At 74.8% G+C, this 22892-nt stretch carries 2 protein-coding genes (1 of these 2 cut by a window edge); both read right to left on the reverse strand.

The window, feature by feature from the left end; all coding sequences use genetic code 11:
• A protein-coding gene (locus tag ACIO3P_RS31430) for a type I polyketide synthase (RefSeq protein ID WP_401849948.1) crosses the window boundary here: on the reverse strand, positions 1-3327 show its start. 18246 nt of this gene lie to the left of the window's left edge; the window shows 3327 of its 21573 coding nt (coding positions 1-3327); the start codon lies at positions 3325-3327; the stop codon falls past the left edge of the window.
• Between the two features lie 27 nt (positions 3328-3354).
• Positions 3355-22629 (reverse strand): SDR family NAD(P)-dependent oxidoreductase, encoded by a 19275-nt coding sequence (locus tag ACIO3P_RS31435; RefSeq protein ID WP_401849949.1) that lies wholly within the window; start codon positions 22627-22629, stop codon positions 3355-3357.
• Positions 22630-22892: the final 263 nt, after the last annotated feature.

The following is a 22892-nucleotide window of genomic DNA, read 5'->3' on the forward strand; positions in this document are numbered from 1 at the left end:
ATCGAGGGCGGCCTCGGAGAAGACCTCGTCGCCGCGGGTCCAGGCAGCGCGCAGCCCCTGGAACGCGGGCCCGTATCCGTAACCCCGTTCGGCCAGGCGGGCGTAGACCCCGTCGACCGGCAGCGCCGTGGCGCCCTCGGGCGGCCAGACCGCGAGGTCGTCCGGTGGCGGGGTGGTGGACGGGGCGAGGAGACCGCTCGCGTGCAGCGTCCACGGTTCGTCCGCGCCGTACCCCTCGGGCCGGGAGTGCAGGGTGACGGCGCGCCGGCCCGCCGGGTCGGGCGCGCCCACCGCGATCTGGAGGCGTACGCCGTCGTGCGCGGGCAGCACGAGCGGGGCGAGCAGGGTGAGTTCGTCGACGCGGTCGCACCCCGCCTCGTCCCCGGCGCGTACGGCGAGTTCCACGAAGGCGGTGCCGGGCAGCAGGACGGTGCCGTCGACGGCGTGGTCGGTGAGCCACCGGTGGGTCGCGGTGGCGAGCCGGCCGGTGAACAGCAGCCCGTCGCCCGCCGCGAGGGTGGTGACGGCGCCGAGCAGCGGATGGTCCGCCGCGCCGAGCCCGAGGGCGCTCGCCCGGCCGGGCGCGGAGGTGACGGGGTCGAGCCAGTACCGCTCCCGCTGGAAGGCGTAGGTGGGCAGGTCGGCGGGGCGCGGGTCGGTGCCGGTGAAGTACGCGGGCCACGCCACCGGTACGCCGTGCGCCCACAGGCCGGTCAGCGCGGCGGCGGCGGAACGCTCCTCGTCCCGGTCCTTGCGCAGCACCGGCAGGACCACCGGGGCGGCGCCCGCCGCCAGGGCGGAGAGGGTCGCGTCCGGGCCCAGTTCCACGAGCGCGGTGACGCCGAGGGAGGCCAGTTCGGTGACGGCGTCCGCGAACCGTACGGCGTCCCGCGCGTGACGGACCCAGTAGGCGGGGGTGGCCACTTCATCGGTCATGGCCCGGCCGGTGACGGTGGAGACGAAGGTGAGCTCGGGCGGGGCGAACGACAGGCCCTCGACGACCGCGGCGAACTCGGCGAGCATGGGCTCCATCAGCGGGGAGTGGAAGGCGTGGCTCACCCGCAGCCGTTTGGTGCGGACGCCTCGCTCCTCGAAGTGCGCGGCGATCTCCCGTACGGCGCTCTCGTCACCCGAGACGACGGTGGACGTCGCGGTGTTGACGGCGGCGACGGATGCCCCGGCGCCGGTGAACGGTCCGGTGAACGGGGCGACGAGCGGGAGGACTTCGGCCTCCGGGGCCTCGATCGCCACCATCGCGCCGCCCTCGGGCAGGCGCCGCATCAGCCGGCCCCGGGCACTCACCAGCAGTGCGGCGTCGTCGAGCGTCAGCACCCCGGCGATGTGCGCGGCGGCGATCTCCCCGACCGAGTGCCCGGCGACCGCGTCGGGCCGGACACCCCACGACTCCAGCAGCCGGTGGAGCGCCACTTCCAGCGCGAACAGCGCGGGCTGGGCGTGGTCGGTGGAGTCCAGGGTCGGCGCGTCACCGTCGATGACATCGCGCAGCGCCCGGTCGAGATACGGGTCGAGGGCCCCGCACACCGTGTCGAGCGCGGCGGCGAACACCGGGAAGCGCGCGGCGAGTTCACGGCCCATACCGACGCGCTGGGAGCCCTGGCCCGCGAAGAGGAACGCCACCTTGGGGTCGGCGCCGGCCACGGTGGTGGCCGCCGATCCGTCGGCGATGGTCCGCACCGCGGCGAGCAGGCCGTCCCGGTCCCCGGCGACGACCGTGGCGCGGTGTTCCAGCGCGGCCCGCGTGGTCGCCAGGGAGAAGGCGAGGTCGGTGTCGGTGACGGCAGCACCGATGTCGGCGTGGTGGTCTCGGCGCGGGTCCAGGAAGGCGAGCAGGGTCTCGGCCTGGGCCCGCAGGGCGGGCGCGCTCCTGGCGGAGAGCACCCAGGGCGTCGCGGCCGGGGCCCGCCCCGGCGCCCGGGGGGTCTCCTGGCGCGCGGGCGGCTCCTCCAGGACGACGTGGGCGTTGGTGCCGCTGATCCCGAAGGAGGAGACGCCGGCCCTGCGGACGCCTCCGGCGCCGGGCTCCCACGGCCGCGCCTCGGTGAGCGGTTCCACCGCCCCGGCCGACCAGTCCACCCGGGGCGAGGGCTCGTCGGCGTGCAGGGTCCTCGGCAGGGTGCCGTGGCGCATCGCCTGGACCATCTTGATGACGCCGCCGACGCCCGCGGCGGCCTGGGTGTGCCCGATGTTGGACTTCAGCGAGCCGAGCCACAGCGGGCGGTCCCGGTTCTGCCCGTACGTCGCGAGGAGCGCCTGCGCCTCGATCGGGTCGCCGAGTGTGGTCCCCGTACCGTGCGCCTCGACGGCGTCGACCTCGGACGGGTCGAGCCCGGCGGCGGCCAGCGCCTCCCGGATGACGCGCTGCTGGGCGGGGCCGTTGGGGGCGGTCAGCCCGTTGGACGCGCCGTCCTGGTTGACCGCGCTGCCCCGGACGACCGCCAGTATCCGGTGGCCGTTGCGCTCGGCGTCCGAGAGCCGTTCCAGCAGCAGGACGCCGACGCCGTCGCTGAACCCGGTGCCGTCGGCGCCCGCGCCGAACGCCTTGCACCGGCCGTCGGGGGCCAGTCCGCGCTCCCGGCTGAACCGGGTGAAGGCGTTCGGGGTGGCCATCACGGTGGCCCCGCCCGCGAGCGCGAGGGTGCACTCCCCCGTACGCAGCGACTGCACGGCGAGGTGCAGGGCGACCAGCGAGGACGAGCAGGCGGTGTCGACGGTGACCGCGGGCCCCTCGAAGCCGAAGGTGTACGCGACGCGGCCGGACATCACACTGACGGCGTTGCCCGTCATGAGGTGTCCCTCGGAGACCTCGGCGGAGGTGTTCAGGCCCAGCGCGTAGTCCTGGTGGCTGATCCCGGTGAAGACACCGGTCCTGCCGGCGCGCAGCGTGGCCGGGTCGATGCCCGCCCGCTCCAGGACCTCCCACGACGTCTCCAGCAGCAGCCGCTGCTGGGGGTCCATGGCCAGCGCCTCGCGCGGCGAGATGCCGAAGAACGGGGCGTCGAAGTCGGCGGCGCCGACGACGAAGCCGCCCTCCCTGCCGTAGGACGTGCCGGGCACATCCGGATCCGGGTCGTAGAGCCCGTCGAGGTCCCAGCCGCGGTCGTCGGGGAAGGGCGTCACGGCGTCGGTGCCGGAGGCGACCAGCTCCCACAGGTCCTCGGGCGAGCGCACCGCGCCGGGGTAGCGGCAGGCCATCGCGACGATGGCGACGGGCTCCGGCGACTCCAGTTCACGGACCCGGCGCCGGGCCTGCTGAAGATCGCTGGTGGCTTTCTTGAGGTAGGCGAAGAGTTCCTGTTCGGTCGCCACGGTGTCTCCTAGCGGGTGGGGGGAGCCTCAGACGTCGTCGTGCTGCCCGTCGATGAGGGCGAAGATCTCGTCGTGCGTGGCCGAGGAGAGGTCGAGTGCGCCGTCGGGCCCGGCCTGCCCGTTCGGTTCGGCCCGCTCGGCCCGCTCGACGCGCTTGAGGAGCGCGCGGAGCCGGGTGGTGACCTGGGTCCGGTCGAACGTGTCGGGGGCGGCCAGGGCGAGCGCCGCTTCGAGCCGTTCCAGCTCGGCCGCCGGGGAGGCGCCCGCCGGTTCCTCATCGGCGAAGAGTTCGGCGCGCAGGTGTTCGGCGAGGGCGAGGGGCGTGGGGTGGTCGAAGACGAGTGTCGCGGAGAGCCGCAGCCCGGTGGCGCCGCCCAGCCGGTTACGGAGTTCCACGGCCGTCAGCGAGTCGAACCCGAGCTCCTTGAACGGCCGTCCCGGTGTGACGGAGGCGCTGTCGCCGTGTCCGAGGACGGTCGCCGCGTGGTCGCAGACCAGTTCGCGCAGCGCGCGCTCCCGGTCGGCCCCGCGCAGGGCGGCGAACCGGTCGCGTACCCCCTCGGAGGCCGGTGGTGCCTCGGCCGCCCGGGGCGCCGGGGCCCGGACGAGACCGTGGAACAGCGGCGGGAACGCCGGGTCCCCGGCGTGTGACCGGAGCGCAGCGAGGTCCAGCCGCAGCGGTACGACGGCGGCCTCGGCGGCGGAGCGGCCCGCGTCGAAGAGCGCGAGGCCGTCCTCGGTGGTGAGCGGCGCGATGCCCGAACGACCCATGCGGGCCAGGTCGTTGTCGTCCAGATGCCCGGTCATCGCACTGCGCTCGGCCCACAGACCCCAGGCCAGCGAGGTGGCGGGCAGGCCCGTCGCGCGGCGGTGCTGGGCGAGGGCGTCCAGATAGGCGTTGGCCGCCGCGTACGCCGCCTGGCCCGCGCTGCCGAGCGTCGCGGCGGCGGAGGAGAAGAGGACGAACGCCGACAGGTCCAGGTGGCGGGTCAGTTCGTGGAGATGGGCCGCGCCGTCGGCCTTGGGCCGCAGGACCGTGTCGATACGTTCCGGGGTCAGCGAGTCGACCACTCCGTCGTCGAGGACCCCGGCCGCGTGGACCACCCCGGTGAGCGGATGGGGGCCGGGGACCGCGTCCAGGAGGCGGGCCAGCGCCGTGCGGTCGGCGATGTCGCAGGCGGCGGCGGTCACCGTGGCGCCGTGCGCGGTGAGTTCGGCGCACAGTTCGGCGGAGGGGCCGCTCCGGGAGGCGAGCACCAGGTGGCGTACGCCGTGCCGGGTCACGAGATGGCGGGCGACGGCGCCGCCCAGGGTCCCGGACGCGCCGGTGACCAGGACCGTTCCGTCCGGGTCGAGCGGGGCGGGCAGGGTGAGGACGAGCTTGCCGAGGTGTTTGGCCTGGCTGAGGAAGCGTACGGCGTCCGGCGCCCTGCGGATGTCCCAGGTGGTCACGGGCGCCGGGGCGAGGACGCCGCGTTCGAAGAGCGTCAGCAGTTCGGCGAGGATCGCGCGGACCCGGTCGGGTCCCGCGTCCATCAGCTCGAACGCCCGGTAGGTCACGCCCGGATACCGCGCGGCGACCTCGTCGGGGTCGCGGAGGTCCGTCTTGCCCATCTCGGTGAACCGGCCGCCCTCGGCCAGCAGCCGCAGGGAGGCGTCCGTGAACGCGCGGGCCAGGGAGTTGAGGACGACGTCGACGCCACGTCCGCCGGTGGCCTCGCGGAAGCGCTCCTCGAAGTCGAGGTCGCGGGAGGAGGCGATGTGGTCCTCGTCCAGGCCGAGGGCGCGCAGCGCGTGCCATTTGCCGGGGCCCGCCGTCGCGAAGACCTCCGCGCCGAGGTGCCGGGCGAGTTGGACGGCGGCCGTACCGACACCGCCGGTCGCCGCGTGCACGAGCACCGACTCGCCGGGGCGCAGCCCCGCCAGGTCGACCAGGGCGTGGTAGGCGGTGAGGAAGGTGACGGGGACGGAGGCGGCGTCGGTGAGGGACCAGCCGGCCGGGACCTTCGCGACCAGCCGCCGGTCGGCCACCACGCGGGGGCCGAAGGAGCCGGCGAGGAACAGGCCGAACACGGCGTCGCCGACGGCGAGTCCGGTGACTCCAGGACCGGTTTCGAGTACGGTTCCGGCGCCCTCGCTGCCCATGATGCCCGCGCCCGGATACATGCCCAGCGCGATGAGGACATCGCGGAAGTTCAGCCCGGCGGCCCGTACGGCGACCCGTATCTCGCCCTCGCCCAGGGGCGCTTCGGCTTCCGGCGCGGGCAGGAACGCCAGGTTCTCCAGGGTGCCGGGGCTGGTGACGTCGAGCCGCCACGCCCCGTCCGGGGGTGGCAGCAGGGTGCCGCTCCGGTCGAGCCTGTCCAGGCGCGGGACGAGGAAGCCGCCGGAGCGCAGGGCGAGTTGGGGTTCGCCCGACGCCAGCGCGGCGGGCAGCCCGGCGAGGGGCGGCTCCCCCGCGCCGAGGTCGAGCAGGGCGAACCGGCCGGGGTGCTCCGCCTGTGCCGTACGGACGAAGCCCCACACGGCGGCCTGCGCGAGGGAGGTGATGTCCTCGTCGTGGCGGGTGGAGACCGCGCCACGGGTCACGAGGACCAGGCGCGAGGCGGCGAACCGGTCGTCGGCGAGCCAGCTCCGTACCAGGGCGAGGGCTCGGCGTACGGCCTCGCGCGGGGTGCGTCCCGGCAGGTCGCCGGTGACCACCGACCGGGGAACGGGTGCGTCCCCGGCGGGGTTCCAGTCGGCCAGGTCCTGGCACACCGCCACCGATACGCCGGCCGTCTCCAGCGCGGCGCGCATCCCGAGGCCGTCCGCGCCGAGCACGAGGAGCGGGCCCTCGACGGCGCCGTTCGGGGCCGTTCGGGGCTGCTCGCGCCATGCGACGTGGAACAGCGCGTCGCGTACGGCGGGTGCGGCGGCGGGCCGCTTTGGGGCGAGGGGCCGCACCGTGAGGGAGGTGACCGTGGCCACCGGTGCCCCGTCGGGTCCCGCCAGGGTGAGCGAGACGGTGTCGGGTCCGGTGAAGCGGGTACGGACCCGCAGCGCCGCGGCGCCGACCGCGTGCAGGCTCACCCCCTGCCAGGAGAACGGCAGCAGCGGCCGGTCGTGCCCGTCCAGGGCCTTGCCGAGCCCGACGGTGTGCAGGGCCGCGTCGAAGAGGGCGGGGTGCAGCCCGAACAGCGCGGCCTGCGCGTGGTGTTCCTCCGGCAGGGCGACCTCGGCGACGATGTCCTCGCCGTCGCGCCAGGCGGCGCGGAGCCCTTGGAAGGCGGGCCCGTAGCCGTAGCCGCGGTCGGCGAGCCCGGGGTAGAAGGCGCCGAGGTCGAGCGGGGTCGCGCCGGTGGGCGGCCACGCGGTGAGCGCTTCGCCCGCCTGTTCCGGGGCGGGGGCCAGGACACCGGTGGCGTGCCGCGTCCAGGTGTTCTGGCCGTCGGGGCCGTACGCGTGCACGCTCAGGGTGCGCCGGCCCGACGCGTCGGGCCCGCCGAGTTCGAGCTGTACCGGTACGCCGCCGCTCGCGGGCAGCGCGAGCGGCGCGTGGAGGACGAGTTCTTCCAGGTGGGGGCAGCCGATCTGGTCCCCGGCCCGGACGGCGAGTTCGGCGAGCGCGGCGCCCGGGAGCAGGACCGTGCCGAGCACGCCGTGGTCCGCGAGCCAGGGGTGGTCGTCCCGGGAGAGCCGTCCCGTGGCGAGGTGGCCGCCCGATCCGGGCAGGGCCACGGTCGCGCCCAGCAGGGGGTGTTCGGCGGGGTGGAGCCCGGCCGAGGTGACATCGGCGGGGCCTCCGGGGCTCTGCTCCAGCCAGAACCGTTCGCGCTGGAAGGCGTAGGTGGGCAGGCCGACCCGGCGGTGGGTACCGGGGAACGCGGGCGTCCAGGTGACGTCGACGCCCCGGACATGGGCCTCGGCGAGGGAGGTGAGGAAGCGGCGCGGCCCGTCCTCGTCGCGGCGCAGCGAGCCGACGACGACGGCGTCCTCGGCGCTCTCCTGGATCGCGACGGTGAGGACGGGGTGCGGGCTCGCCTCGACGAAGACGCCGTACCCCTCCGCGACGAGCGCGCGGGTGGCGGCCTCGAACTCGACGGTCCCCCGCAGGTTCCGGTACCAGTAGCCGGCGTCGACGGGCTCGGTGAGCCAGCTCGCGGAGACGGTCGAGAAGAAGGGGATGCGCGGGGTGCGGGGGGTGATCGGGGCGAGGTCGTCGAGCAACCGGGCCTGTACGGCCTCCACATGGCCGGAGTGGGAGGCGTAGTCCACCGCGATACGACGGGTCCGTACCCCCTCGGCGGTGAGAGTGTCGAGGAGCGCGTCGAGGGCGAGGGGGTCTCCGGAGACCACGGTGGACGCGGGCCCGTTGACGGCGGCGACCGACAGCCGCGCGGAGAGCCGGGGCCCCAGCGCGTCCCTGCCGAGCGCCACCGAGGCCATGGCGCCGCGCCCGGACAGCTCGGTCAGCGCCTGACTCCGGAGCACGACCACCCGGGCGGCGTCGGCCAGGGAGAGCGCCCCGGCGACACAGGCGGCGGCGATCTCCCCCTGACTGTGCCCGACGACCGCCGCGGGTTCCACACCGTACGAGCGCCACAGCGCGGCCAGCGACACCATCACCGCGAACAGCGCGGGCTGCACCACGTCCACCCGCTCCAACGCGCCCGCGTCGCCCAGCACTTCGGACAACGACCAGTCCGTGTACGGCGACAGCGCGTCCTCACACTCCGCCATCCGGGCCGCGAACACCGGCGAGGACCCCATCAGTCCGAGGGCCATTCCGGCCCACTGGGAGCCCTGGCCGGGGAAGACGAGGACCGTACGGCCGTGGCCGCCGGCGTTGCCGACGACGGCGGGTCCGCCGCCCTCGGCGAGTGCGGTGAGGTGCGCCAGGAATTCGGGGCGGTCGGCGGCCACGAGGACCGCGCGGTGGTCCAGGGAGGCGCGGGTGGTGACCAGGGAGTGGCCGACCTCGGCGGGACCGAGGTCGTCGTGGGACGCGAGGAAGGAGAGCAGCCGGGCGGCCTGGGCCCGTAGCGCCGGCTCGCTCCTGGCGGAGAGCACCCAGGGCAGCGGGGCGGTTTTCCCGGCGGAGGTCGTGGCGGCGGAAACGGCGGGCGCTTCGGTGATCGGGCCCCGCTCGGCGATCGGGCCCGGCTCGGTGATCGGGTCCTGCTCCGTGGCCGGACCCTGTTCGATGATGGGACCCTGCTCTGCGATCGGGCCCTGTTCGATGATGACGTGGGCGTTGGTGCCGCCCGCGCCGAAGGAGGAGACCCCGGCGCGCCGGGGTGCCCCGTCGGGCCACGGCCGGGCCTCGGTCAGCAGCTCCACCGCGCCGCGCTCCCAGTCCACTTCGGGCGAGGGCTCGTCGGCGTGCAGGGTCCTCGGGAGGGTGCCGTGGCGCATCGCCTCGACCATCTTGATGACGCCGCCGACCCCGGCGGCGGCCTGGGTGTGCCCGATGTTCGACTTCAACGATCCCAGCCACACCGGGCGTTCACGGTCCTGCCCGTACGTCGCCAGTACGGCCTGCGCCTCGATCGGGTCGCCCAGCGTCGTCCCCGTACCGTGCCCCTCGACCACGTCGATGTCCTGGGCGGTCAGCCCCGCGTCGGCCAGGGCCCCCCGGATCACACGCTGTTGAGCGGGACCGTTGGGCGCGGTCAGGCCGTTGGACGCGCCGTCCTGGTTCACGGCGGTGCCGCGCAGCAGGGCGAGGACCTCGTGGCCGTTGCGTTCCGCGTCCGAGAGCCGTTCCAGCAGCAGGACGCCGACCCCCTCGCCCCAGCCGGTGCCGTCGGCCCCCGCGCCGAACGCCTTGCAGCGGCCGTCGGCGGAGAGTCCGCGCTGCCGGGAGAACTCCACGAACAGGGTCGGTCCCGCCATCAGTGTCACCCCGCCCGCCACCGCCAGCGAACTCTCGCCCTGGCGCAGCGACCTGGCGGCCAGGTGCAGGGCGACGAGCGAGGAGGAGCACGCGGTGTCGACGGTGATCGCCGGGCCTTCGAGACCGAAGACGTAGGCCAGCCGCCCGGAGGCGACACTGCCCGCGCTGCCGGTGAGCAGTTGTCCTTCGACGGTGGCGGGGGCCTGGTGGATGCGGGAGGCGTAGTCGTTGTACATCGCGCCGACGAACACCCCGGTGCTGCTGCCCTTCACCGACAGCGGGTCGATGCCCGCCCGTTCGAAGACCTCCCAGGTGGTCTCCAGGAGCAGCCGCTGCTGTGGATCGGTGGCCAGGGACTCGCGGGGGCTCATCCCGAACAGTTCGTGGTCGAAGTCCGCCGCGTCGTGGAGGAACGCGCCGCTCCGGGTGTACGAGGTGCCGGTCCTGGCGGGGTCCGGGTCGTACAGCGCCTCGACGTCCCAGCCCCGGTCGGCGGGGAAGTCGGACACGGCGTCCGTACCGGCAGCGACCAGCTCCCACAGCTCCTCGGGCGAGGTGACACCACCCGGGTAGCGGCAGGCCATCGCGACGATCGCGATGGGCTCGTCGCCGGGAACGGGGGCCGGGGCGGCGGGCGGGGCGGCGGCACCGGTGGTGGTAGCGGTCAGCCGACGCGCCAGGTCGTCGGCGAGCGCGAGGGGGGTGGGGTGGTCGAAGACCAGGGTGGCGGGCAGTCGCAGCCCGGTCAGGGTGGTGAGCCGGTTCCGCAGTTCGACGGCGGTCAGCGAGTCGAACCCGTTGTCCCGGAAGGGCCGTCCCGGCAGCAGTCCGGTGGATCCGGTACGGCCGAGGACTGCGGCGGCGTGGCGCAGCACCTCGGCGAGGAGGAGCTGTGCGCGCTCCGGTACGGAGAGCCCGGTGAGCCGGTCCGACAGCGCGGTCCCGCCGGGGGTGACGGCGGGGCCCTCGGCGGCGCGCCGGGCGGGTGCCCTGACGAGGTCGCGCAGCAGGGCGGGGACCTGGGCCCGGGGTGCGGTGTCGAGCCGTGCCGTGACCGCGAAGGGTTCCGCCAGGCCCCGCGCCGCGTCGAAGAGCGCGAGTCCGCGCCCGGTGGTGAGCGGGAGCACCCCCGAGCGTTCCAGGCGGGCGATGTCACCGGCGCCGAGGCCACGGGTCAGCTCGCTGGTCTGCTCCCAGTAGCCCCAGGCCAGGGAGACGGCGGGGAGTCCGGCCGTACGGCGGTGGTGGGCGAGCGCGTCGAGGAACGCGTTGGCGGCGCAGTAGGTGGCCTGTCCCGCGGTGCCGAAGGTGGCCGACGCCGAGGAGAACAGTATGAACGCGTCCAGACCGTCGGTGAGTTCGTGCAGGTTGAGGGCGGCGTCGACCTTGGGCCGCAGGACGGGGGCGAGCCGGTCGGGGGTGAGTGATTCCAGGACGCCGTCGTCCACGGTGCCCGCCGTGTGCACGACCGCCGTCAGCCGGACCGGGAGGTCCGCCAGCAGCGCGGCGAGCGCGTCCCGGTCGGCGGCGTCGCACGCGGCGACGGTCACCTCGGCGCCGAGGGCGGTGAGTTCGGCGCTCAGCTCGGCGGCGCCGGGCGCGTCCGGGCCCCGGCGGCCGATCAGTACGAGGTGGGCGACCCCGTGGGTGGTGACGAGGTGCCGGGCGACGAGGCCGCCGAGCGTTCCGGTGCCTCCGGTGATCAGTACGGCGCCGTCCGGGTCGAGCGCGGGGACGGGGAGACGGGTGGCTGCCGGCCGGGCGAGCCGTGGCACCAGTACGGCGCCGCCGCGCAGCGCGGCCTGCGGCTCTCCGGCCGCGAGTACGGCGGCGACGGCCGCGTCGACGACCGGGTCCGTATCCACATCGCCATCACCATCACCGCCCGGGGCCGTATCCGTATCACTGCCCGTATCCGTGTCGAGGAGCAGGAACCGATCGGGGTTCTCGGTCTGCGCCGCGCGGACGAGCCCCCACAGCGGCGCCCACGCGAGGTCGAGGATCTCCTCGTCCGCCCGGACGGCGACGGCGCCCCGGGTGAGGATCACCAGCCGGGTGGCGGCGCGCCGCTCGTCGGCCAGCCAGGTGCGCAACAGTTCCAGCAGGCGCGCGGTCGCCCCGTGGACGCGGGCGGCCAGGTCGTCCCCGGCCGGCGCGTCGGGCCGTACGGCGACGACGGCGGGCAGCGGCGCGCCCTCCGCGAGGGCCGTGTCCAGCGCCGCCGTACCCATGAGGGGGATCCCCCTGACGGGGCCGGCCGGAATCGGGGACGGGACCGGAGCCTGGGCGGTGAGCGGGTTCCAGACCAGTCGGAACAGCGCGTCGTGGTCGTCGTGGCGTGCGGCGGTGAGCTGCCCGGCGGCCAGGGGCCGCAGGACCAGGCCCGCCACCGTGGCGACCGGTGCGCCCGCCGGGTCGCTGACCGTCACGGAGACCGCGTCACCGCCGGACGGGGAGATCCGTACGCGGACGGATGTGGCGCCCACCGCGTGCAGCCGGACCCCGGTCCAGGCGAACGGCAGCCGTGTCCCGGCCCCGTCGCCCGGCTCGGAACCGAGGCCCGTTCCAAGGCCCGTTCCGAGCCCCTTTCCGAGCCCCAGCGGATGGAGGCAGGCGTCCAGCAGCGCGGGGTGGAGCGCGAAGCCGTCGGCCGACTCGCCGTCCGGGAGCGCCACTTCGGCGAGGAGGTCGTCGCCGTCCTGCCATACGGCGCGCAGGCCCTGGAAGGCGGGGCCGTAGTCGTAGCCGGTCGCGGCGAGCGCCGGGTAGAGGCCCGCCTGTTCCACGGGACGCGCCCCGGGCGGCGGCCAGGCCATCTCTTCCCCGGTCGGGGACGATCCCGGCGCTCCTCCGGCGCACAGCGCGCCGTCGGCGTGCCGGGTCCAGGACGCGCCCTGGGACGTACGGGAGTGCACCGCCACTGTTCGCCGCCCGTCGGCGTCGGCGGCCCCGACGAGAACCTGGAGGGTCACCTCGCCGTCGATCAACAGGGGTGCGCTCAGGGTCAGTTCGTCGATCCGGTCGCAGCGCACCTCGTCCCCGGCGCGCAGCGCGAGTTCGACGAACGCGGTGCCCGGCAGCAGTACGGTGCCGGACACGGCGTGGTCGGCGAGCCAGGGGTGGGTACGGAGGGACACCCGTCCGGTGAGGACGTACTCGTCCGTGCCGGCCAACTCCACGGCGGCGCCGAGCAGCGGGTGGGCCGCGGAGCTGAGCCCGAGGCCCGCCGCGCCCTCCGCGACGGCGCGCCCGGACGAGGTGACCGGGTCCAGCCAGTACCGCTCGCGCTGGAAGGCGTAGGTGGGCAGATCGGTCCTGCGGCCCCCGGTGAGGAGCCCGGACCAGTCGACGGGGGCGCCGTGGACATGCGCATCGGCGAGGGAGGCCAGCCAGCGGTCGGCCGCCCCGTCCTCCCTGCGCAGGGTGCCGAACGCGGCGACGGGTCGCCCGGCCCGCTCGGCGGTGTCCTGGACGGCGGTGGTGAGGACGGGGTGGGCGCTCGGCTCGATGAAGATGCCGTGTCCCGCGTCGATCAGGGCCCGTACGGTCGGTTCGAAGAGGACGGGCCTGCGCAGGTTGGTGTACCAGTACGCGGCGTCCAGCCCGGTGGTGTCGAGCGGTGCGCCGGTGACGGTGGAGTGGAACGGTATGCCGGCCGGGCGCGGGGTGATCGGGGCCAGGTCGGCGAGCAGCCGGTCGCGGATCTCCTCGACCTGCGGCGAGTGGGAGGCGTAGTCGACGGCGACGCGGCGGGACTGGATCCGTTCGCGCTCGCAGTGGGCGTGCAGCGCTTCGACGGCCTCGGGGTCCCCGGCGACGGTGGTGGAATTCGGGCCGTTGTACGCGGCGATGGTGAGCCGGCCGTCCCAGGGTTCGATCAGCCGGGTGACCTCGTCGGGTGCGAGCAGCAGCGCCGCCATCGCGCCACCGCCGGAGAGCTCCCGGAGGGCCTGGCTGCGCAGGGCGACGACCCGCGCACCGTCCTCCAGCGACAACGCACCGGCCACACACGCCGCGGCGATCTCCCCTTGGCTGTGCCCCACCACCGCCGCCGGCTCCACACCGTACGAACGCCACACCTCTGCCAACGACACCATCACCGCCCACAACACCGGCTGCACCACATCGACCCGCCCCAACGCCTCGCCATCGTCCAGCACCTCGGACAACGACCAGTCGACGAACGGCGACAGCGCCTGCGCACACTCCCCCATCCGCGCCGCGAACACCGCGGAGGACCCCATCAACTCCACGGCCATCCCCACCCACTGGGAACCCTGACCGGGAAAGACGAAGACGGTTCCGGGGTCCTCGTCGGCGATGCCCCGGGCGCACACGTCGTCGCCGGTGGCCAGCGCGTCGAGTGCGGCGGCGAATCCGGCGCGGTCGGCCGCGAACACGACGGCCCGGTGGTCGAGCGCGGTCCGGCCGGTGGCCAGGGTGTACGCCACGTCGAGCGGGGCCGTGTCCGGGTGGGCGGCGAGGTGTGCGGAGAGCTTCCGCGCCTGGTCGCGCAGGGCCTGTTCGGTACGGCCCGACAGCAGCCAGGGCAGCGCGCCGGGGGCGTCGGCGGGCGGGGTGACGGGGGCGGGCGGGGTGACGGGGCCGGGCGGCGGGCCCTGTTCGACGATGACATGGGCGTTGGTCCCGCCCACACCGAATCCGGAGACGCCCGCGCGGCGCGGACGGCCCTCGTCGGGCCAGGCGCGCTCCTCGGTGAGCAGTGACACGGCGCCCGCCGACCAGTCGATCCGGGGCGAGGGCTCATCGGCGTGCAGGGTCCTCGGCAGGACGCCGTGGCGCATCGCCTGCACCATCTTGATCACACCGCCGACCCCGGCCGCGGTCTGGGTGTGGCCGATGTTGGACTTCAACGAACCGAGCCACAGGGGGCGTTCACGGTTCTGCCCGTACGTCGCGAGCAGCGCCTCGGCCTCGATCGGGTCGCCGAGTGTGGTGCCCGTACCGTGTCCCTCGACCGCGTCGACCTCGGCCGGGGTGAGTCCGGCGTCGGCCAGGGCGCGCCGGATGACGCGCTCCTGCGAGGGGCCGTTGGGGGCGGTCAGTCCGTTGGACGCGCCGTCCTGGTTGACGGCGCTGCCCCGGACGACGGCGAGGATCTCGTGGCCGTTGCGTTCGGCGTCGGAGAGCCGCTCCAGGAGGAGCAGGCCGACGCCTTCCGACCAGCCGGTGCCGTCGGCGCCCGCCCCGAACGCCTTGCACCGGCCGTCGAGGGCGAGTCCGCGCTGCCGGGAGAACTCGATGAACACACCGGGGGTGGACATCACGGTCACCCCGCCCGCGAGCGCCATCGAGCTCTCGCCGCGCCGCAGGGACTGCGCGGCGAGGTGGAGCGCGACGAGGGAGGCGGAGCAGCCGGTGTCGACGGTCATCGCCGGGCCTTCGAGGCCGAAGGTGTACGAGACGCGGCCGGAGGCCACACTGCCGATGTTGCCGGTGAGCAGATAGCCCTCCAAGTCCTGCGGTGCCTCGTGCATCCGGGGCCCGTAGTCCTGGGACATCGCGCCGACGAACACCCCGGTCGGGGAGCCCGCCAGTGACCGGGGGTCGATGCCCGCGCGCTCGAACGTCTCCCAGGCCGTCTCCAGCAGCAGCCGCTGCTGGGGGTCGGTGGCCCGTGCCTCGCGGGGGCTCATCCCGAAGAGTTCGGCGTCGAACTCGGCGGCGTCGTACAGGAATCCGCCGTGCCGTACATGGGAGGTGCCCGGCCGGTCGGGGTCGGCGTCGTACAGGGACTCCACGTTCCAGCCCCGGTCGGCGGGGAACTCGGACACCGCGTCCGTACCGGCGGCGACCAGCTCCCACAGGTCCTCGGGGGAGCTGACGCCGCCCGGGTAGCGGCAGGCCATGGCGATGATCGCGACGGGTTCGTCGGAGGCCCCGGTGGTGCCGGTCCCGGTGGTGGCGGCGCCGAACAGCAGGGTGTCGAGGTGGCGGGCGAGCGCCGTCGGTGTCGGCCGGTCGAAGACGAGGCTCGTGGGGAGCCGGTGGCCGACGGCGGCGACCAGCCTGTCGCGGAGTTCGACGGAGGTCAGCGAGTCGAAGCCGCTCTCCTTGAAGGGCCGTCCCGGCCGTACGGCGCGGGGGTCGGTGTGGCCGAGTACGGCGGCGGCCTCGGCGCGGACGAGTTCGAGCAGGGCGTCGGTGCGCCGGGCCTCGGGCAGGCCCTCCAGCTTCCGGATCCGTTCGGGCCGCCGGGGGGTCGCGGCGGCCGGGTCCGTGGTGGTGTCATCGGTGGGCCCGTTCAGGGCGCGCCGCGCCTCGGGCAGGTCGGCGAGGAGCGGCCGGGGTCCGGCGGACGCGAAGGCCGGGGCGAAGCGGCGCCAGTCGATGTCGGCGACGGTGAGGGTGTTCTCCCCGGCGTCCAGGGCCCGTTGGAGCGCGGTGACGGCGGATCGGGGGTCCATCGGGAGGACGCCGAGGCGCCGCCAGACGTCCTCGGCGCCGTCGACTGCGCCCATCCCGCCGCCGCCCCACGCGCCCCAGGAGACGGCCGTGGCGGGCAGCCCGTGGTCGCGGCGGTGCCGGGCGAGCGCGTCGAGGTAGGCGTTGGCCGCGCCGTACGCGCCCTGTCCGCCGCTGCCCCAGACACCGGCGCCGGAGGAGAAGAGTACGAACGCGTCGAGTTCTCCGGTGAGTTCGTGGAGATGGCGGGCGGTCTCGGTCTTGGCGCGCAGGGTCTGTTCGAGTTCTTCCGTGGTGAGGGTGCGCACGGTGGACTCGACCAGGACTCCGGCGGTGTGCACGACCGTGCGCAGCGGGCGGTCCTCGGGTACGGAGTCCAGCAGCGCGGCCAGTTCTTCGCGGCGGGCGGTGTCGCAGGCGACGATCTCCACCGAGGCGCCGAGCGCGGTGAGTTCGGCGCGCAGCGCGGCGGCTCCCGGTGCCTCGGGGCCGCTGCGGCTCGCCAGGACGAGGTGTCCGGCCCCGGCGGCGGCGAGCCAGCGGGCCACCCGCGCGCCGAGCGCGCCGGTGCCGCCGGTGATCAGCGCGGTGTCGCGGGGCCGCCAGGGGGCGGCCGTGGCCGGCGGGAGCGCGGCCCGCACCAGTCGCCGTACGAAGAGACCGGCGGGGCGTACGGCCACCTGGTCCTCGTCGCTGTCGCCGGTGAGCGCGGCGGCGAGCAGGGCCGCCGCGGTGTCGTCGAGGTGGGCGGGGAGGTCCACCAGTCCGCCCCGGTCCCGGGGGGATTCGAGGGCGAGGGCGCGGCCCAGGCCCCAGACGGCCGCCTGTTCGGGGTGGTCGAGCCGGTCGTCGGGGTCGACGGCGACGGCGCCCCGGGTGGCGAGCCACAGCGGTATCTCCCGCCCGGAGAGCGCCTGGGCCAGCGCGACGGTGTCGAGGAGTCCGCGCGGCGCGGAGCCGTCCGGTGCGCGGCGCTCGTCCAGGGCGAGCAGGGAGAGGACTCCGGCGGGTGTTTTCCCCGCCGTGAGCAGGTCGGTGAGCGCCGCCGGGTCTCCGGCGGCCGGCCGGACGACCTCGGCTCCCGCTTCCGCCAGCGCCCGTTCACACCGCGCGACGAGGGGTGCGCCGATGCCCTCGGCGGGGGCGAGCAGCAGCCACTGCCCGGCCAGTGGCGGTGCCGGCGGGGGCGTGACGGGGCGCCAGGTGACGCGGTAGCGCCAGTCGTCCGGTCCGCTCACGGCCCGGCTCACCGGCTCGGGCAGCAGCCAGTACCGTTCGCGCTGGAAGGCGTACGTGGGCAGCTCGACCCGGGGTCCCGTGCCGAGGAGGCCGGTCCAGTCCGGGGTGCCGCCCTGGGTGTGGGCCGTCGCGAGCGAGGTGAGGAATCGTTCCTGCCCCCCGTCGTCGCGGCGCAGCGACCCGAGGGCCACGGCGTGTGCCTCGGCGGCCTCGATGGTCTCCTGGAGGCTGGGGACGGTCACCGGATGCGGGCTGACCTCGATGAACAGGTCGTACCCCTGGTCGAGCGCGGCCCGGGTGGCCTGCTCGAAGCGGACGGTGGTGCGCAGGTTGGTGTACCAGTACGCGGCGTCCAGGGCGGCGGTGTCGAGGGGTCCGCCGGTGACGGTGGAGAAGAAACGGACGGGAGCGGTGCCGGGAGTGGCTCCGGGAGCGGTGCCGGGAGCGGTGCGCGGCCGTACGGTGGCGAGGGCGGCCAGGAGGGCGTCGCGGACCTCTTCGACCTGCGGGGAGTGCGAGGCGTAGTCCACCGGGATCCTGCGGACCCTGACCTGCTCGGCGTCGAGCGCGGTCAGCAGTTCGTCCAGCGCCTCCGGTGTGCCGGAGACGACGGACGCCGTGGGCCCGTTGGACGCGGCCAACGAGAGCCGTCCGTCCCAGGCTTCGAGGCGTGGCAGCAGTTCCTGGGGGGCCAGCGCGACGGAGGCCATGCCGCCCCGGCCGGCGAGTTCGGCGAGGATCAGCTTGGCGCGCAGGGCGCTCACCCGGGCGGCGTCCTCCAGGGTGAGGGTGCCCGCGACGCAGGCGGCGGCGATCTCGCCCTGGCTGTGCCCGAGCACGGCGGCGGGCTCCACACCGTACGAGCGCCACAGCGCGGCCAGCGACACCAGCACCGCGAACAGCGCGGGCTGCACCACGTCGACCCGCTCCAACGCCTCGGCGTCGGAGAGCACTTCGAGGAGCGACCACGTCACATGCGGGGCGAGGGCGCCGGCGCAGTCGGCCATGCGCGCGGCGAACACCGGCTCGGTGGCGAGCAGTTCGACGGCCATCCCGGCCCACTGGGACCCCTGGCCGGGGAAGACGAAGACGACGCGTCCGGTGGTGTCGGCGCTGCCCCGGACCAGCCGGGGGTCGGTCCGCCCGTCGGCCAGTGCGGTGAGCAGCCCGCGCAGTTCGTCGCGGTCGCGGCCGAGCAGTACGGCGCGGTGCTCGAAGGCGGACCGGGTGGCGGCGAGGGAGCGCCCGACGTCGGCGGCGCCGAGACCGGGCCTGGCGTCGAGATGGATGGCGAGGCGCCGCGCCTGGGCCTGGAGCGCCTGGGGCGTACGGCCGGAGAGCTGCCACGGGAGGGGTCCCGGGCCCGCGGCTTCGGCAGGCGATGAGCCGGGAAGGAGCTCCGGCGCCAACTCATCTTCCGGCGGGGCCTGTTCGATGATGGTGTGCGCGTTGGTGCCACTGACACCGAACGACGACACGGCGGCCCGGCGCGGGCGTCCGGTCTCCGGCCAGGTCACGTTCGCGGAGACGGGCGCGACCTGCCCCGCCGACCAGTCCACCTGGGGCGAGACCTCGTCCGCGTGCAGGGTCCTGGGGACGATCCCGTGGTGCAGGGCCAGGACCGTCTTGATCACCCCGCCGACCCCGGCGGCGGCCTGAGTGTGGCCGATGTTGGACTTCAACGAACCGAGCCACAGCGGGTGTTCACGGTCCTGTCCGTACGTGGCGAGCAGCGCCTCGGCCTCGATCGGGTCGCCCAGGGTGGTGCCCGTACCGTGTGCCTCCACCGCGTCCACGTCGGACGGCGCGAGTCCCGCGTCGGCGAGCGCGCGCCGGATCACCTCCTGCTGGGAGGGGCCGTTGGGCGCGGTCAGGCCGTTGGAGGCGCCATCCTGGTTGACGGCGGAGCCACGGAGGAGCGCCAGTACCGGGTGTCCGTTGCGCCGGGCGTCGGAGAGCCGTTCCAGGACGAGCATCCCGGCGCCCTCGGCCCACCCCGTACCGTCGGCGCCCGCGCCGAAAGCCTTGCACCGGCCGTCCGGCGCCAGTCCGCCCTGCCGGGAGAACTCGACGAACATGCCGGGGTTGGCCATCACCGTCACCCCGCCGGCCAGCGCCAGGGAGCACTCGCCGCGCCGCAGGGCCTGTGCCGCGAGGTGCTGGGCGACCAGCGAGGAGGAGCACGCCGTGTCCACGGTCAGCGCCGGGCCGCGCAGCCCCAGGGCGTACGAGATGCGGCCGGAGGCGACGGATCCGGTGGAGCCGGTGAGCCCGTACCCGGCGAACCCGTCCGGCGCCTCGTGCAGACGCGGCACATAGTCCTGGGCCATCGCCCCGACGAACACACCGGTGTCGCTGTCGCGCAGCGTGGCCGGGTCGAGACCGGCGCGTTCCAGCGCCTCCCAGGAGATCTCCAGCAGCAGCCGCTGCTGGGGGTCGGTCGCGAGCGCCTCGCGCGGGCTGATGCCGAAGAACGCCGCGTCGAACTCGGCCGCGTCGTGCAGGAATCCGCCGTGCCGGGTGTGGCTGGTCGCGGCGAGCGCGTCGAGGTCCCAGCCCCGGTCGGCGGGGAACGCCGAGATCGCGTCCGCGCCGGAGACCACCAGGTCCCACAGGTCCTCCGGGCTCCGTACGCCGCCGGGAAAGCGGCAGCTCATCCCGACGATCGCGATCGGGTCGCTGCCGGGGGCGAAGCCGTCGGCGCGGGCGGCGGGGCGAGAGGCGGGGGCGCCGGAGAGATGGGCGATGAGCGCGTCCGGCGTCGGATGGTCGAAGAGCAGGGCGGACGGCAGCCGCCGGCCGAGCGCGCCGCTGAGGCGGTCGCGCAGTTCGACGGTCATCTGGGAGTCGAAGCCGAGGTCCTTGAAGGGCAGGTCCGTCTCGACCGCGGCCGGGGTGGTGTGGCCGAGGACGGCGGCGGCGTGGGCCCGGACGAGCTGCCGCACCCGGCCGGCGTCGAGGACGTCCGCCCCGAGGGGGGTGTCCTCGTACGCCGGTCGCCCGTTGTCCACCGGCGCGCCCGCGCCCGTCGGCTCCCTCGCGCCCACCGGGTCACCGGCATCCGCCGACTCGCCTTCGTACGCTGCCGATTCGGGCGCCGGGGCGATCCAGTAGCGCTGTCGCTGGAACGGATAGGTGGGCAGCTCGACGCGGCGTCCGCCCGGGAAGACCGCCGACCAGTCGATACCGGCCCCGCGCACGGACAGTTCGGCGAGCGAGGCCATCACACGGGCCCGCGTGCCGTCGTCCCGCCGGGACGAGGGCACGACGACCACGGGTACGCCCATGGCCTCGGCGGTCTCCTGGACGCCCATCACCAGTACGGGGTGCGGGCTCACCTCGATGAACGCCCGGTGGCCCGCTGCGAGCAGCCCGCGGACGGCCTCCTCGAAGCGGACGGTGCTGCGGAGGTTCCGGTACCAGTAGTCGGCGTCCGTCGCACCGGCGTCGAGCCACTGCCCGGTCAGCGTCGAGAAGAACGGGACCGAGGCGGTCCGTGGTGTGATCGGGGCCAGCGCGGTGTGCAGCCGGTCGCGGATCGTCTCGACGTGGGCCGAGTGCGAGGCGTAGTCGACGGCGATACGGCGGGCCCTGACGCCCCGGTCGGTCAACTCCGCCACCAGCGCGTCGATCGCGCTCTCGTCACCGGCGACCACCGTGGAGCGCGGTCCGTTGACGGCGGCCACCGACAGGGAGCCGCCCAGGGTCAGTTCACCGGCGGGCAGGGCGACGGAGGCCATCGTGCCGCGTCCGGAGAGGGAGACGAGGGCCTGGCTGCGCAGGGCGACGACCCGCGCACCGTCCTCCAGCGACAACGCACCGGCCACACACGCCGCGGCGATCTCCCCTTGGCTGTGCCCCACCACCGCCGCCGGCTCCACACCGTACGAACGCCACACCTCTGCCAACGACACCATCACCGCCCACAACACCGGCTGCACCACATCCACCCGCCCCAACACCTCACCGTCGCCCAACACCTCGGACAACGACCAGTCGACGAACGGCGACAGCGCCTGCGCACACTCCCCCATCCGCGCCGCGAACACCCCCGAGGACCCCATCAACTCCACAGCCATCCCCGTCCACTGGGAACCCTGACCGGGAAAGACGAAGACGGTGCCGCTCGGGGCGTCGGCCGTGCCCTGGACCAGCCCCGGGGCCGCGTCGCCGGAGGCGAGGGCGTCGAGTCCGGCCAGGTATCCGGCCCGGTCGGTGGCGGTCACGGCGGCCCGGTGGCGGAAGGCGGTCCTGGTCGTGGCGAGGGAGCGGCCCAGGTCGGACAGGTCCGTCTCCGGGTGGTCCGCGACCTGCGCGCGGAGGCGCGCGGCCTGTTCCCGTACCGCCGCCACCGACCGGCCGGAGACCACCCAGGGCGCCCCGCCGCCCCCGGGCCCGGCCGAGGGCTCGCATGCGACCTCGACCGCCACGTCAGCCGCGGCCGAGACCTCGGAGAGGACGACGTGGCAGTTGGTCCCGCCGACCCCGAACGAGCTGACCCCGGCAACCAACGGCCGGTCCGGCGCGGGCCATTCGCCGTGCGTGACGCGGACGTCGAGGTTCAGGTCGGCCAGCGGGATCCGCGGGTTCGGTGTGGTGAAGCCGAGGCTCGGCGGCAGCAGCCGGTGCCGTATCGCCAGCGCGGTCTTGATGAGCCCGGTGACACCGGCGGCGGATTCCAGGTGGCCGACGTTGGTCTTGACCGAACCCACCTGGAGCGGGGCCGCCGTGCCGCGCGCCGCGCCCAGCACGGCGCCGAGGGCCGCTGCCTCGATCGGGTCGCCGAGCCGGGTACCGGTGCCGTGCAGCTCCACGTACTGGACCGAGGCGGGGTCCACCCCCGCCCGCTCGTACGCGAGGCGCAGCACCTCTTCCTGCGCGGGACCGCTGGGCACCGTCAGCCCGTCACCGCCACCGTCGTTGTTGACGGCGCTGCCGTTGATGACGCAGTGGACACGGTCCCCGTCGGCGAGCGCGGCGGCCAGGGGTTTCAGCACCACGACACCGCCGCCCTCGCCGCGGACGAAGCCGTTGGCCCGGGCGTCGAAGGTGTAGCAGCGGCCGTCGGGGGAGAGTGCGCCGAGCTTGGCCGCGCCGACGGCGCCCTCGGGGGTGAGCGTGAGGTTCACGCCGCCGGCCAGCGCGATGTCGGCTTCTCCGGTCCGCAGGCTCTGTACGGCCAGGTGCACCGCGACCAGGGAGGACGACTGTCCGGTGTCCATGGTCACGCTGGGTCCGCGCACGCCGAGGAAGTAGGAGACCCGGTTGGCGATCAGGCTGCGCTGCACTCCGGTGAAGGTGTGCTGGTCGACCTGGCGCAGCCCGGCCCGGCGGGTGAGGGTGGCGTACTCGTCGTTCATCGCTCCCATGAACACGCCGGTCCTGGTGGACGCGAGGCTGCCGGGGACGATCCCCGCGTCCTCGATCGCCTCCCAGCTCAGTTCGAGCGCGAGGCGCTGCTGCGGGTCCATGGCGGTGGCCTCGCGCGGTGAGATCCCGAAGAAGGCGGGGTCGAACCGGTCGACCTGGTCCAGAAAGGCGCCCCTGCGGGTGTTGACCTTCCCCGGTGCGCCGGGGTCCTCGTCGAAGTACTCGGCGTGGTCCCACCGGTCCGCGGGGACGTCCGTCACGCCGTGGGCTCCGTCGGCCAGCATCGTCCAGAACGCGTGCCTGTCGGCGGCCTTCGGAAGACGGCAGGACAGTCCGACAATGGCAACAGGGCCTTTACGACCATGGCCCTGAATTGTTGAATCAGTCACGTCCCCAGCCGTCCTCACGCGCCCACCACCGTTTCTCGCCCGTTTTCATCAGGGATTGCAAGCAGCACACAGCATCGGTGCGGCGCACCGGACTCTCACTTCGCCCGCGCGTGATCCGGCAGCTCTCCCGGATTTATGAAGTTCCGGAAAACTCTCGATTACGCTTCGGCGGATCGATATCCGTCATCGGGGCTTCGTCGCCGGAATGCCGGAAGGCTCCCGCACCGCTCCGACCTCGGGACGAAGAGCGCCGGTCCGGTCCC

Source organism: Streptomyces sp. NPDC087310, from assembly GCF_044744405.1.
Classification (GTDB): domain Bacteria; phylum Actinomycetota; class Actinomycetes; order Streptomycetales; family Streptomycetaceae; genus Streptomyces.